We start from the raw sequence: 14,810 nt of genomic DNA, 5'->3' as shown, positions 1-14,810 counted from the left end.
TTGTTGGGGTCAGGTTGAAGACAAAAATAATTCATCACAACCTTACCCCTGGAAGTTTTACACTTTCTAAGCAGTTACTTCTTCTGGCTTTTCTTGAGTTTGCAAAGATGCGTAAAGACGATTCAGCGCATTCACATAAGCGTGGGCTGAAGCAACGATAATATCTGTATTCGCCGCATGACCAGAAAATACTCTAGAATCATGGCGGATACGGATGGTTACTTCCCCGATCGCATCAATTCCTTCTGTAACTGACTGGACAGAGAACTCAATCAACTCATTCGGGACATTCACAACACGGTTAATTGCTTTATAAACTGCGTCTACTGGCCCAGTACCAATGGCCGCATCAGTCAATTCTTCACCGTCTGGGTTGCGGAGAGTAACGGTAGCTGTGGGTTGAGTATTACTACCAGAAGTCACTTGTACTAACTCAAGTTTAAATAAATCTGGTGTTTGTTGAATTTCATCATTGACGATCGCCTCTAAATCCCAATCAGAAATTTCTTTCTTTTTATCGGCGACATCTTTGAACCGCACAAAGGCTTTATTCAATTCGGTTTCTGAGAGTTCAAAACCCAATTCTGCTAACCGAGTACGGAAAGCGTTGCGCCCGGAATGTTTACCCAAGACGATTTGATTGTCTGTTAAGCCAATCAATTGAGCGTCCATGATTTCGTAGGTGAGCTTGTTTTTTAACACCCCATCTTGGTGAATCCCTGACTCGTGAGCAAAAGCATTGGCTCCCACTATGGCTTTATTGGGTTGCACTAGCATTCCGGTTAAATTAGAAACTAGGCGGGAGGTTTTATAAATTTGCTTGGTGTCAATATTCGTTAGGGGTGCTTCCGATTCTGCGGGTCTTCCTAAGAAGGGATTGAAATATTGTCGCCGCACGTGCAAAGCCATGACCAATTCTTCTAGGGAAGCATTACCGGCGCGTTCACCAATGCCGTTGATGGTACATTCTAACTGGGTAGCACCATTTTTCACAGCTTCCAGGAAGTTGGCAACGGCTAAACCTAAGTCGTTATGTCCATGTACGGAAATAATGGCTTGATCAATGTTGGGGACATGATCTTTAATACCTTTAATCATTGCCCCAAATTCACTGGGTGTTAAGTAACCTACAGTGTCGGGAATGTTAACAGTAGTTGCACCGGCGGCGATAGTGCGCTCTAATACCTGATAAAGGAAATCTGGATCAGAACGGGCTGCATCCATTGGCGAAAATTCCACATCCGCCATGAATGACTTCGCATAGGCTACCATTTCTTCGGCGATCGCCAACACTTCGGCTCTTGATTTCCGTAACTGATACTCTAAATGAATATCTGATGTGGAAATAAAGGTATGAATCCGACCATGAACTGCTGGTTTTAAGGCCTCGGCTGCGGCTTCAATATCCGCTTTAATCGCTCTGGCTAAACTACAAATTACGGGGCCGTCTTCTGTCCCCACAAGTTGAGCAATTTTATTAACTGCTTCAAAATCTCCAGGACTCGCAAAGGCGAAACCCGCTTCAATCACATCTACGCCTAAACGGGATAGTTGCTTGGCGATCGCTAGCTTTTCATCTATATTTAAAGTTGCTCCTGGACACTGTTCTCCATCTCTGAGGGTCGTGTCAAAAATGATGATTTTCTCGCCTTTGCTGGTCATTTTTCCTCCTGGTAAATTTTTACTGTTGGCTTAATAAAATATCTTGAACCTTAGTTTTTTTACTCTAAAGATTTGTAACTATTTGCTAAGGTTACTAACCTTCTACTTTTTCTATACGGTCTCTGATATCGTTTAAGTCAATATATCTATCAGTAGCATTACGTAGCTCTCTAGCTATCATTCCTTCCGTTGATACTACAGTTATATGCGTATTTTTAGACCTGAGTAGCTCGATAGCTCTTTCAAAATCCCCATCACCACTGAATAAAACCACTCGATCATATTGATCAACGGTATTAAACATATCTACGACAATTTCAATATCTAAATTAGCTTTTTGGGAGTAGCGCCCCGATGAGTCATCATAATATTCTTTGAGAATTTTAGTGCGTACTGTATATCCTAAGCTAATTAGAGCATCTCTGAAACCTCGCTGATCTTGTGGATCTTTTAAACCAGTGTACCAGAAAGCATTAATCAATGTTGTGTCTGATTGCTCATGTTTAAAATAGTCTAGGACTCGCCTTGGGTCAAAAAACCACCCATTTTTTTGTTGAGCATAGAACATATTATTTCCGTCTACAAAAATAGACAGACGATTCATTGGGGAACCCATAGAAAAATACACCTAACAAATAGAAAAGTAATAGATTGGACAATAGATTATAGCAATTCTCAAATGATCAATTTGCAAAAATTCCCATAACCGGGTTTTATGTATAGCTTTTATCTTACCTCCCGCACCGCACAAAATCGGCTAAGATATTAGACTTAAGCTACTGAAACTTCAACCTTTTGAGGTTTGACATTTTCATAAACACTTCATCAGCAAAATTAATCCATAAAATCGGCTGATTAACAGTATTCTTATTCATGAAACTGTCCAGTTCGTTTTCAAATATCTCAGGCATAGTTGTTAGCACAAGATATGGATAACCAGCTATAAATTTTCGACTTCATAAAAATATCAACTTGATGGTAAATGCGTGGACTTATCAAAATTCTGGCAAGATAACGATAATTAAATCTTATCCTCACTAACTGCTGAAGCCGTAGGCTTTCCACTGTAACCTGTGACATGATTACAGCTTTGCTCTGGATCAGAAAATCAGTTGAGCCAGATTTTGCTTAATAGCTGACTGAGTTGCAATTTATTAACCCAAGTTTGGTCAAAAATAGAAAAGATATTACAAAAGTATAAGGTTCTCATTTAAATTTTAGTTCAATCTATTTCTAGCTAAACCGGTCCTGAATAAATAAAGTAGTACAACTTAAATTAACTATTAACACGATACGGCAAAATAACATATATCTAGTAGCTTCACCAAAAAAAATGCCTCTACTGCCAATATAACCTCAAGTTAACTGAAAACTATCCCCGCGAATGGCCTGTTGAGGTAATTACCTCAGTGGAGGTTCTTTCTTGAGTGCAGTATTTCTGACAGTTATTGCTGGTACTTGGGTGTAATTACTGGAAAATCACCAGTTTTCCCCATTTTTGCACCTGTGTGAGTTCAGAATACCTCCAGAAAATATGGTAATTTTGGCAACTGATAATCAGAAGATCATCATTCCCGAATAGTACTATAAAACAAATCGGCGATAGTATGGCTACTTAGATGCACTGAAAGATTCTCCTTAGAAACGCCATACATAGACTCAGATTATGAAAAAGTTAGGATAGGCTGGTGTGGGAACTATTATACTAGATACCACCAAGTATTTACAGCATCACTGGCGATCGCCCATTTCCAATCCATGATCTAAAAATATGTATAAATTTAGTTTTTTTAACTCAGTCCCTAGTGGAACTCCCATCTGTAGCTATGAGAATAATATCTGCTGTAATAGTTTATGTGCGATCGCCAATATTCCTTAACAGTCAACCTTAATAGTTTTCACTACTAATTGACTAACTCATTTGTTTTTCTCCAGCCAAACCATCTGTAAAGATCATCAGTTTATGGAACATTTCTACATTTAATTTGTTCTAACAATGTCTAAATTGTAATATCTTCTTGTTGATTAATTAGTAATCGTAAAACTGACAGCCCTAAAATAATTAAAAATAATACTAATCCCATTGTGCAAGCATAGCTAATTTCTAAGTTACTAAAGGCTTCTTCATATAAATAGTAAACAATAGTTTTGGAGCTATTCAGTGGACCGCCTTGAGTCATAATAAAAACTTCTTCAAATACTTTAGTCGCAGAAATAGCAGAAATTACCGCCACCAATGCTAAATAAGGTTGCATTAACGGTACGGTAATATCCCAGTGTTTGCGAATACCATCAGAACCATCAATAGCGGCGGCTTCATATACATCAGCCGGAATTGATTGTAACCCCGCTAAATAAATCACCATGTAATAACCTAGTCCTTTCCAAATGGTCACAACCATAACACTGGCTAGGGAAATTGGCACAATACCCAGCAATTTTTCTGGACTAGTTAGCCAGGGAATACCTTCAGGAAAAATATTCAAAGTTTTTAGTAATTGATTGAGTAAGCCATTTTCTGCATATAGCCATTTCCAAGCTATACCAGCCACTACCATTGATATCACTACTGGGGTGTAGTAAGCTACTCTAAACCAATTCATCCCTCGCAGTTTCTGATTTACTAAAATTGCCAAAGCTAAGGGAGCCATGACTAAAATTGGGACAACTCCGACAAGATAGAGAAATGTATTTTCTAATGTTTTCCAAAAAACTGCATCTTTCCACAGGCGAAGAAAGTTATCAAAACCTATCCATTGGGGAGGCTGGGAAAGGTCTTCGTAACTGGTGAAACTTAGGTAAAATGCTTGTATTGCTGGCCAAAAAACTGTTAAACCTAAGAGAATTAAAGCCGGGAGTAAAAATAGGTAAGGAGTCAGACGGTGTTTGATAAAATTCCAATTTTCCAGCTTAAATTGATTCATATAGGCATTTTATAGTTGATTGGGTGGAGGAATTATTCACCTGTTAAAAACGATAAAAAGTTAATTAATATTACACAAATATTAGCCTGGATCAGCGATCGCACAGTAAACACTCATAATTAGTCAAACGGAGATAAACCATGATGGAACCTGATAAAAATTTGCCCATTGAGCATCAAAATGTCCCAGTTAATCACCGTGGCTTACATGAATTTTTGTACAGTTCCGATGATGAACACGATATCACTGAAGTGATAGCAACGCCGGAATTAGCAAACAATGGGGCGGAAATTATACCTCTGGAAACCTGGCGCACAGCTTCCGATAACGCCAAAATTGCCGGAGTTTACGCGGTTTTAGATGCACAAAGCCAAACCCAGTATATTGGTTATTCCCGAAATGTGTTGCTTTCCCTCAACGGCCATGTGAGTCAATATGGTGAACAAAAATGCGCCTTTGTGCGTGTGCAAACCTTTAAGTTTCCTAAGCGTCAAGAAATGGAAGACTTGCGTGATGCTTGGATTGCAGAACTGGAAACTACACCCCCTGGTAATGTAGCTGATGGGGGAATATGGGCGAGTACAGTGGGGGAAGCGGCTAAAGCGGTAATGTCAGAAGCCGAACGCCAAGCCTACGAGGAGAAAAAGTTAAAGTTACGCAAAGCAATGGCTGATTCCACCTTGTCTGCGGAAATAGAAAATATTGAAGGGAGTTCAGCAGAACGTCAACATAGACTGGAAGCTGCTGTTAAAAATGATAATTGGAGTTCAGTAATTGAGGAGCAGACAGAGGAAACTAAATCTTAATAGACTATCCCCTACAAGAAATTAGTAGTTTTGAATCACAGCTTCACTGGTTACTAAAAAATCTTATTTTCAGTTCTTCAACGGAGAGGGAGGGATTCGAACCCTCGTATACGTTCCCGCATAACAGACTTTCCAGGTCTGCGCCTTCAACCACTCGGCCACCTCTCCAGGTGCAACGATTTACAACTATACTACGGAATTAAAAAAAATGCAAATAGAGGAGCAAATAAATTAAATTAAAGTTGAAAGTCCACATTCTGATCTCTAATCACGATGTCCGATACCTATACAGTTAAAGTCCGCGATCGCGCTACAGGTAAAGAATACAGTCTACAAGTTCCAGAGGATCGCTACATTCTCCACACCATCGAACAACAAGGTGGGGAACTACCTTTTTCTTGCCGGAATGGGGCTTGTACGACTTGTGCCGTGCGGGTGGTGTCGGGAGAAATATACCAACCAGAGGCTATTGGATTATCCCCAGCGTTGCGCCGTAAAGGTTACGCTTTGTTGTGCGTGAGTTATGCCCGTTCCGATTTGGAGGTAGAAACTCAAGATGAGGATGAGGTGTATGAATTACAGTTTGGGCGCTATTTTGCCAGAGGTAAAGTTAAAGCGGGTTTACCGTTAGATGAGGATTAAATTTTGGTTCGCACTCAGGTTTTTATTGGGGTGTTGCTGAGTAGAATCGCCTGTTTGTGTTGCTTGCTGTTGCTGGTGAGTTGTCAAGCTGATTATCCAACAGTAAGCAATCAAGTTCAGGTGAAGGTAGCGCGGGTAGTCAGTGGGCAAAGTTTGGATGTATTAGGTATGGCTGAACAACCAAATTTGATTTCTCGTGTCCGGTTGGTGGGGATTGATGCACCAGATTTTCGCCAACGCCCTTGGGGAGAAGAATCGAGGGAACTATTAGCACAGTTGATTGGTGACCCTACACAACCAGTAACCCTGGAATTTGATGTGGAAGCCAAAGATAAAAATGGTCGCATTTTGGCTTATGTGTGGCAAAATCAGCAGTTATTGAATGAAGAAGTGGTTAAACAGGGATATGCTTTGTTTATCGGGCGATCGCCTAACCATAAATACGACCAGCGCTTGGAACGCGCCCAACAATCGGCTAGACTCATGGGAAAAGGCATTTGGAACCCAGAAAAACCTATGAGAATCCCTCCTGCTGAGTTTCGCCGCCTTAATCTTTAGGGAATGGGGGGGTAAGAGGCAGGGGGGCAGGGGGCAGGGAGCAGGGGGGAGAAAGAGGCAGGGGGGCAGGGGGCAGGGAGCAGGGGGGAGTAAGAGGCAAGGGAGCAGGGGGCGGGGAGCAGGGGGGAGTAAGAGGCAAGGGAGCAGGGTGCGGGGAGCAGGGGGGAGAAGACGGTAATTTCTTTCCTACTGACCAATGACTAATTTACAAATGACTAATTTATGACTAATTTACAAATTTTTCTAGATATTGCTACGGAAGCGGCGTTAGCTGCGGGTGCTGTTTTACAAGGCTATTTGGGTAAGTTAGGAGATGCGATTACGGAAAAAGGCCGCCCTGGTGATTTAGTTACGGCTGCGGATAAAGCTTCGGAAGTCGTGATCTTAGATATTTTGCGTCGTCACTTTCCTCAACATTCGATTTTGGCTGAGGAATCAGGAAAGTTAGGAAATCAAGATAATCAGTACCTCTGGGCAATTGATCCGCTAGATGGTACAACTAACTACGCTCACCAATATTCGGCTTTTGCTGTTTCCATTGGGTTATTAGTTAATGGTGTGCCGCAGGTAGGGGTAATTTATGACCCTTTTCATGATGAACTATTTCGGGCAGCTACTGACTTAGGTGCGACCCGTAACCGCCAAAAAATCCAGGTTTCCCAAATATCAGAACTGAGTAAAAGTCTTCTGGTAACGGGATTCGCCTATGATCGCCGGGAAACATCGGATAACAACTATGCAGAGTTTTGTCATTTGACCCATCTTACCCAAGGTGTCCGCCGTAGCGGTTCCGCCGCCCTGGATTTGGCTTATGTTGCTTGTGGGCGGGTTGATGGTTACTGGGAAAGGGGAATTTCTCCCTGGGATGTAGTGGCCGGGATAGTTTTATTGCGAGAAGCTGGAGGTAAAGTCACAGCCTACGATGGTACTCCTTTCAAAATTGAGTCAGGTAGAATCTTGGCAACTAATGGCAATATTCACGAACAGCTAAGTCGTGAGTTAGTAGAGGTTCCGCCTTTGTCTAGTTGGAAGTAAGGGTTAATTAATAAAGAATAAACAATGCCGTCCGTGTTTCCACTATTGTATCAAAAAACCCTCCTCAAATCGATGCACTGAGCAGTTCAGCAAACTCACTGTGTAACATTTGCCGAAGTGGACGAAGCTTTAACACCATTTGTTCGGTAAACTATAAAAATATTAAGCTCTTTGGGTGCAACACCGCTCTATGTCTTTGAAAATAGATCGTGGCTTTTTTAAATATGATGTCGTAGATAATCACGCAATTCTGTGTGTTTCCGTTGACGCTAATATTAAGGAAATACGTAAACGTTATCTGGAAATTGCTCGCCGTTTGCACCCAGATAGTAATGCATTTACCTCTGCCGAGGAAAAACATCTGGCGAGTGAATTACTCTCAAAGTTGGTTAACCCAGCTTATGAACATCTGTCCACAGAACGCAGTCGCACAGAACAGATAATTATTTTGTCCCATATGGGTAAGTCCCTGGCACAGCAATCTAGTTCAGTGGAATTGAATGGGGATTTGGCGAAACAACTGGCTGCTGCTCCTAATATTGATTCTTTTTATAAAACTGCGATCGCTAAACTGGCGGAAGAACAGTATAAAACGTTACAAAAATCTACTAAATTTATATCTCGGATCAGCGAATTAAATTTAGTTTATCTCATCCGGAGTGCTGCCAATGGTTCTGGCTCACCGGGGTCATCAGCTGTCGCTAGAGGTAACTTAGCTACCTCAAAATCCAAAACAGGATCTTCTACACCACCCCCACCCCCACCCCCACAAAAAATTAAAGAAGATTCGGCTGTAGATCACTATATCCGTCGCGCTGAAAATTTGATTGAAAAAAACAAACTTAGTGAAGCCAAGGTGGAATTACAAGACGCACTCAGGCTAGAACCCAAGAATAGTCACTGTCATAGTTTGGTAGCCTTGGTTTATTTGAAGCAAAATCAAGTGAAAATGGCTAAAATTCATTTTGATAATGCTTTGAAATTAGATCCCACGGATAAAATAGCGTTGACATGGAAACCTAAAATAGAAAAGGCTTTAGGGCAACAATCCAGTGATTCTAAAGTTATTTCACCTCCGGATGATGGAAATCAGCCATCAGATCAGTCCGGGGGTGGAGGCTTGTTTGGTGGTTTTTTTGGTGGGAAGAAAAAATAATGGTGTATCAACCAGCAGCGGGAGCTAGAGATTTATTACCTTTAGATGTAGCTCAAAAACGCTGGATTGAAGATAGGTTACAGCAGGTGTTTCATGGTTGGGGATATCACAGGATTATCACTTCAACTTTGGAACGCATGGATACTTTGATGGCGGGAGAAGCAATTCAACGCCAGATGGTGATTCAACTGCAAAATGGTGAAGATGAAGAATTAGGCTTACGTCCAGAGTTGACTGCTTCTATTGCTCGTGCAGTGGCTACCAGAATGGCAGATGTCACCTATCCCCAACGGCTGTATTACAATGCTAATGTCTTTCGCCGCACCTGGGAAAACAAGCATAATCGCCAGCAAGAGTTTTATCAAGCCGGGGTTGAGTTGTTAGGTGTGGGGGGATTATTGGCGAATGCAGAAGTGCTGCTATTGGCGAAAAATTGTTTGACGGCGCTGGGTGTGGAGGATTGGCATTTAATTTTGGGGGAAGCGGGAATTACACGATCGCTCCTGAATGCTTTTCCGGTGAATATCCAAGGTCAAGTTCGTAGTGCGATCGCTCATCTTGATCGTATTGCTATAGATACTTTACCCCTGACCGATGAACTACGCGATCGCGCCAGAATCATGATGGATTTACGCGGTAACAGTGCCGATGTTTTACAAAAAGTCAGTAGCCTTGGTTTAGATCCAGAGCAACAAGAAAAAGTTAACCACCTCAAATCTCTGGTAGAGTTATTAGAATCAGCAGGAGACTTTCCTTTAATTCTTGACCTCAGCTTAATTCAAACCATAAATTACTACACTGGCATAGTATTTGAAATCGTCAGCCATGCCAATTCACAAACCAGAGTATTGGGGCGTGGTGGTCGCTATGACCAGCTTTTGGGACTGTATCATCCCCAAGGACAGGATATTCCCGGTATTGGTTTTGTGCTGAATATCGAAGATTTATACCAAGTGATTTTATCTACACAGCAATTACCACAATCAACCCCAGCCAGTGACTGGTTAGTAGTAGCCGAGACCGCAAATTCTGAAGCGGCGGCCTTTGTCCATGCCCAAAAACTCCGTGATTCTAAAGATATCCTGGGGGTAGAAATACATTTAGGTGGCAGAGATACCGCAGTTGTGAGACAATACGCCAGCGATCGCGGTATTACCCAAATTGCTTGGATTAAATCTGATGGTTCCATCGCCAATGAATCCTTGAGTTAATTAGGGAATAGGGGGAAAGAAGCAGGGGAGCTGGGAGCAGGGAGCAGGGGGGAGAAGGCAGTAACTTCTCAATGACTAATGACTAATGACCAATACCCAATCCCCAGCCCCCTGGTAGGCTAGAATAGCTGATCCGCAAGAAAGGAAATTGACAAGAAATGGCTCACACCATTGTGACTGATGTTTGTGAAGGGGTTGCTGACTGCGTAGACGCTTGTCCAGTAGCTTGTATTCATGAAGGACCAGGCAAAAATGTTAAGGGAACCGATTGGTATTGGATTGACTTTGCCACCTGTATCGATTGTGGTATATGTATTCAGGTTTGTCCTGTAACAGATGCTATCCTCCCTGAAGAACGACCAGATTTGCAAAAAACACCCTAAATTCACATATTGACTGAATTTTTTGCTGAATACAGGCATTTGAAACACTTCAAAACTGCCTGTTTTTTCTATAAATCTATGTTATTTCACCAACTCATACGATATGTTAGAAACATTTACTAATATGCTGATCTCTGAATAAATTTTCTGTAAAGTGTGTAAAAATGCCTAGTCAATATTCTCAGCTAGCAGGTATGATTAGTTGGTTAATAGAAAAACCGTGTAAACGGTAAATCACCCAAGGCTTCTACAAAACTTATGACCAAACACAGCATAACTAACATTTCTAAAATATTGGCATTCGGTCTCTCTGCTACAGCAGTGAGTGTAATGTCTGCTCAATCGGCTTCAGCCGCAGCATTTACCACTGATGTTGGCTTCACACAACTAACAGGTTCTATAAACACAGGCGCGAACACCTCAGATATTGGCATTTTCCGTGCTGATTTTTCCACTTTGGGCGGCGATATCAGTTCCATTCTGTTGCGGGATAGTGGTAACTTGGCTGGCGCAACTAGTCAATTTAGTGGTTTTGATTTAGATTCCATCATCCTCAGCACCACCTTGATTAACGATGCTTCACAAATCAACACGGTTAGTGGATTAGGCGTGTTCGATTTCACTCCAGCAGGCACTGTATTGACTCCAGGAACCCAACGCGCTCCTGCTGATCCTGCTTTATTTGGTACCAGTGGCGGTAATATTGATAACACCGTTGCGACATTGGGAAGCTTTGATGGTAACTTGTTTGATACCGTTGGTAACGGCGACCCAGCAGATTTTGTTGGTAGCGGATTTGCTAGCTTAGGTGATAATGGCGAAGTTCTATTTAACCTGACTAGTGCCGTTTCTGCCGCAGGTCCACTATATCTTTATGTTGGAGACGTGGGTAACAACGGTGAGTCACTAGGTCAAGTAACTGTCTCCGGACAGCATAATGTTGTAACACCTCCTACTTCAGTTCCAGAACCTGCTACTTTGGCTGCTTTATCCTTAATGGGAGTCTACTTTGCATCTCGTCGTAAGCAAGCTGCAAAAACTGTATAGGTTTCACGCTGAAGTCCGCTAATTGAGGATAGAAACCCCCATAAACTTCTGTCCTCAATTGGATAAGAAGTGGGATTCAGTCCCCAGACATTGGAGCATAGATTCAAATATCTATGCTTTTTTGTGGGAAAATCTATGTTAACTTTATGTGAATATTTTTTTTATAAAAAATAATTCTAACTAGGCAGATTTTAATAAAAGTGAATGTGTGAGCGTTAAACCGATGCAAAAGGCGAATATCACAAAGGTTTCATCAGTAAACCCTTAAGCTAGGATGCAAAGAACGCTTACTGCACATCAGAGACTTCAAAGGATTTTATGTCAGCTTCAGTCAATAATTCTACGCCACTGCTAGAAGTTCAAAACGTTCACGCTGGATACAGCAAAGATATAGATATCCTCCAAGGGGTGAATTTTCGGGTGGACGCAGGGGAATTGGTCACAGTAATTGGCCCGAATGGTGCAGGTAAATCCACCTTAGCCAAAACTATTTTCGGGCTGTTAACTCCTCACACAGGGACAATTACCTTTAAAAATGAAAATATTGCTGGGCTAAAGTCAAATCAAATAGTGAAGCGGGGAATGTCTTATGTGCCACAAATCTCTAATGTTTTTCCTTCTCTGAGTGTGGAAGAAAATCTGGAAATGGGGGCGTTTGTGCGTAATGTACCCCTGAAACCTCTGAAAGAGAGAATTTTTACGATGTTTCCTAGACTGAGCGATCGCCGTCGTCAACGTGCTGGTACACTATCAGGTGGTGAACGTCAAATGCTGGCGATGGGCAAAGCTTTGATGTTAGAACCGAGTTTACTGCTTTTAGATGAACCTTCTGCGGCTTTATCTCCCATCCTCGTTACCCAAGTTTTTGAGCAAATTAAACAAGTTAATCAAACAGGTACAGCGATTGTCCTAGTGGAACAAAACGCCCGTAAAGCCTTAGAAATGGCTGACCGTGGTTATGTACTGGAATCAGGGCGCGATGCTATTTCTGGCCCTGGTCAAGAATTATTACATGATCCTAAAGTCGCTGAATTATATTTAGGTGCAGGTAAAGCTCATTAATTTTGGTTACCCTAAAAGCTGATGAAGTCTCCGGTTTCGGTTTTTCGCTTCAACTATAAGGTGATGGTGTGGCGGCTAATATTAAACTAAACATTTGACTGGCTTCAGTTTTCTTACAACCATCAAGTTCAATAGCTGGGATGACCTTTTAACGTAGATTATAATTGTAGTCCTGCCCTTGGGCATATAGCGATCGCCTAATTAATATTTTTAATCACCAAAGCTGGAAAAGCAATTACTCGCATTGTATCCTTAAATTACCTTGACGCTTGCCATATTATGTCATTGCAATCTGGATTAGATGCTTTTCAAGCTGGACGTTATCAGGAAGCAGTAGAAATACTCGAAAAATTTAGTATTAATTGTATTAATCAAGACTCCTCTGATTATATTTCTGCACAAATGTGCCTCACCAAAGCTTATAAAGCTACAGGCGAAATCGAAAAAGGGAGAAGCCTCTGTCAAAAATTAATAACGAGTCAGAACCCCAAGGTGCGGACATGGGCTGAAAAAGCCAGTCAATTTTTCACTCAAAAACCAGACAACCAGCCCAAAACCATCCACAAAGCTGGACGGGCGGCAACTACTGGTGTCAAAATCGCCATGGGTTCTATCGGCGGGAATTTAGTTTTGGCCTCTGCTGTCACCATGACCTTAATGTTTGGCATGGTATTAGTCTTAGGCTTAAACTTAATCTTCATTGTCGGGAGTGAAAATCCAGCACAAGGATTATTCTTCGCCATTGCCATTACCTTAATTTTCAATATCGCCGCCTTTTTCCTATCTCCGTGGTTCATGGACTTAACCCAAGGTTGGCTTTACCAAAGACGCTGGGTAGACTTAGCAGAAGTAGAAAGCCTCAGCCCAGAAACAGCTAAAATTATTCGTCAAATCTGCCGAGATAAAAACCTTAAAACCCCGCGATTAGGAATCATTGACGACCAAAACCCCACCGCTTTTACCTATGGTTCCTTACCCAACAGCGCCCGGTTAGTAGTCAGTCAGGGACTTTTTACATACCTAGATGATGATGAAGTTGCGACAGTTTACGCCCACGAATTAGGACACATCGTCCATTGGGACTTTGCCGTGATGACAGTAGCATCTACCCTCGTCCAGATTTGCTACCTGATTTACTCTACAGCCAGAAATCTTGGTCGTGGTGGTGGCGATAGCAGAATCAAAGATGCAGCACAAAGCGCGGCTTTTCTGGCCTATGTATTTTATGTTGTCGGTACATATTTATTACTCTATCTTTCCCGCACTAGAGAATACTTTGCTGACCACTTCGCCGCCGAAACCACAGGTAATCCCAATGGATTATCCCGCGCTTTGGTGAAGATTGCCTATGGAATTTTAGAAGAAGGAGCGCGAACCAAAGAACCCAGTCAGTTAGTGGAAGGTACTCGCGCATTAGGAATTTATGACCATAAAGCCGCAACCTCCACAGGAACCGCCTATCGAGTTGCATCTGATACCCAAAAAATTGGGCGCGTCTTTTTGTGGGATATGTTTAACCCTTGGGGTTGGTGGATGGAATTAAGTTCCACTCATCCCTTAACTGGTAAACGTGTCCGGGCGTTAAGTAACTATGCGGAACAGTTAGGTTTAGCAATTGAGTTCGACATGGGAAAAGTCGTAGGAGAAGGCAAAACCCTGAATAAGAAAAGGCTGTACGGTAACTTTTTCTTAGATATCCTGTTATATGGTGCTGAAACCATTGGTTTCTTCGCTGGGCTTCTCCTGGGTATGATCTTGATCTTAAATTCCTCCAACTCAGGTTTAGTTCTAGGTACGCCACTTATCGGTTTAGGTTTAGGAATATTGATCAAAACCCTAGTGATGTTTCCCAGCTACCAGCAAGCACCAGCCACCGACGTTCTCACCTTAATGTCAGACCCCTATGCTAGTCCTTTACGGGGACAACCGGCAAAAATAGCAGGTTCACTCATTGGTCGTGGCGACGCAGGTTATAAATTTGGTTCTGATTTAAAAATCCAAGACCGTAGCGGTATGCTGTATCTGCACTACAGTTCTCGCTTTGGTCCCATTGGTAACTTCTTATTTGGGATGACACGAGTCCAAGGCCTGATTGGTGAACAAGTCGGGGCTGTGGGTTGGTTCCGTCGTGGTATCGCCCCTTGGATGGATTTAATTCAACTAGAGAGTGATAATGGGACAATTGTAAATAGTTACCATCGCTTTTGGGCATTGATCCTGGGTAGTGGGGCGATTATCCTGGGAATATTCCTAGTTATCTTTTTGAGTTCCTAGATTCCTGTCCCAGGGTTTCTTCATACCTGTCTTACTCTCATGACACCGAA

Annotated in this window: 13 protein-coding genes and 1 tRNA gene; 10 read left to right on the top strand and 4 right to left on the bottom strand. The window is 42.1% G+C overall.

Features of this window, described 5'->3' with window-relative positions:
- Nucleotides 1-66 precede the first annotated feature (66 nt).
- The 3 genes from VB620_RS10255 to VB620_RS10245 form a co-directional block, all read right to left on the bottom strand.
- Nucleotides 67-1,662 (bottom strand): 2-isopropylmalate synthase, encoded by a 1,596-nt coding sequence (locus VB620_RS10255; protein WP_323196049.1) that lies wholly within the window; start codon nucleotides 1,660-1,662, stop codon nucleotides 67-69.
- Nucleotides 1,663-1,756: 94 nt separating this feature from the next.
- Entirely contained in the window at nucleotides 1,757-2,278 is a 522-nt protein-coding gene (locus VB620_RS10250; RefSeq protein WP_323196048.1) for a LabA-like NYN domain-containing protein, read from the bottom strand.
- Between the two features lie 1,384 nt (nucleotides 2,279-3,662).
- The gene (locus VB620_RS10245) at nucleotides 3,663-4,586 is read right to left on the bottom strand and encodes a carbohydrate ABC transporter permease (protein WP_323196047.1); all 924 of its coding nucleotides are present in this window, start codon (nucleotides 4,584-4,586) and stop codon (nucleotides 3,663-3,665) included.
- 140 nt (nucleotides 4,587-4,726) lie between these two features.
- Between VB620_RS10245 and VB620_RS10240 the strand changes: the two genes are divergently transcribed.
- Nucleotides 4,727-5,392: a GIY-YIG nuclease family protein gene (locus VB620_RS10240; protein ID WP_323196046.1), complete on the top strand. Its 666-nt coding sequence runs from the start codon at nucleotides 4,727-4,729 to the stop codon at nucleotides 5,390-5,392.
- An 81-nt stretch (nucleotides 5,393-5,473) separates the two neighbouring features.
- On the opposite strand, the gene VB620_RS10235 is transcribed toward VB620_RS10240, so the two are convergent.
- Nucleotides 5,474-5,560, bottom strand: a tRNA-Ser gene (locus VB620_RS10235).
- 105 nt (nucleotides 5,561-5,665) lie between these two features.
- Between VB620_RS10235 and VB620_RS10230 the strand changes: the two genes are divergently transcribed.
- From VB620_RS10230 to VB620_RS10190, 9 genes are all read left to right on the top strand, one after another.
- Entirely contained in the window at nucleotides 5,666-6,034 is a 369-nt protein-coding gene (locus tag VB620_RS10230) for a 2Fe-2S iron-sulfur cluster-binding protein (RefSeq protein WP_323196045.1), read from the top strand.
- 3 nt (nucleotides 6,035-6,037) lie between these two features.
- On the top strand, nucleotides 6,038-6,592 hold the full coding sequence (locus VB620_RS10225; protein ID WP_323196044.1) for a thermonuclease family protein: 555 nt from the start codon (nucleotides 6,038-6,040) through the stop codon (nucleotides 6,590-6,592).
- 222 nt (nucleotides 6,593-6,814) lie between these two features.
- The gene (locus VB620_RS10220; RefSeq protein ID WP_323196043.1) at nucleotides 6,815-7,627 is read left to right on the top strand and encodes an inositol monophosphatase family protein; all 813 of its coding nucleotides are present in this window, start codon (nucleotides 6,815-6,817) and stop codon (nucleotides 7,625-7,627) included.
- 190 nt (nucleotides 7,628-7,817) lie between these two features.
- Entirely contained in the window at nucleotides 7,818-8,783 is a 966-nt protein-coding gene (locus VB620_RS10215; RefSeq protein ID WP_323196042.1) for a J domain-containing protein, read from the top strand.
- Nucleotides 8,783-9,994, top strand: coding sequence for an ATP phosphoribosyltransferase regulatory subunit (locus tag VB620_RS10210; protein WP_323196041.1), 1,212 nt, complete (start codon nucleotides 8,783-8,785; stop codon nucleotides 9,992-9,994). The genes VB620_RS10215 and VB620_RS10210 overlap by 1 nt, the downstream gene beginning before the upstream one ends.
- A 158-nt stretch (nucleotides 9,995-10,152) precedes the next feature.
- Nucleotides 10,153-10,377 carry an indolepyruvate ferredoxin oxidoreductase subunit alpha gene (locus VB620_RS10205; protein WP_323196040.1) on the top strand — a complete coding sequence of 75 codons (225 nt, stop codon included), beginning with the start codon at nucleotides 10,153-10,155 and terminating at the stop codon, nucleotides 10,375-10,377.
- Between the two features lie 258 nt (nucleotides 10,378-10,635).
- Complete coding sequence (locus VB620_RS10200) at nucleotides 10,636-11,424, top strand: PEP-CTERM sorting domain-containing protein (RefSeq protein WP_323196039.1); 789 nt, start codon at nucleotides 10,636-10,638, stop codon at nucleotides 11,422-11,424.
- A 318-nt stretch (nucleotides 11,425-11,742) separates the two neighbouring features.
- Nucleotides 11,743-12,486: an ABC transporter ATP-binding protein gene (locus VB620_RS10195; protein WP_323196038.1), complete on the top strand. Its 744-nt coding sequence runs from the start codon at nucleotides 11,743-11,745 to the stop codon at nucleotides 12,484-12,486.
- Nucleotides 12,487-12,765: 279 nt separating this feature from the next.
- Nucleotides 12,766-14,760, top strand: coding sequence for a zinc metalloprotease HtpX (locus VB620_RS10190; protein ID WP_323196037.1), 1,995 nt, complete (start codon nucleotides 12,766-12,768; stop codon nucleotides 14,758-14,760).
- Nucleotides 14,761-14,810 lie beyond the last annotated feature (50 nt).

The sequence above is a fragment of the Nodularia harveyana UHCC-0300 genome, assembly GCF_034931085.1.
Classification (GTDB): domain Bacteria; phylum Cyanobacteriota; class Cyanobacteriia; order Cyanobacteriales; family Nostocaceae; genus Nodularia; species Nodularia harveyana.
The sequence above is the reverse complement of the archived record's forward strand: the minus strand, read 5'-3'. Positions and strand labels throughout refer to the sequence as shown.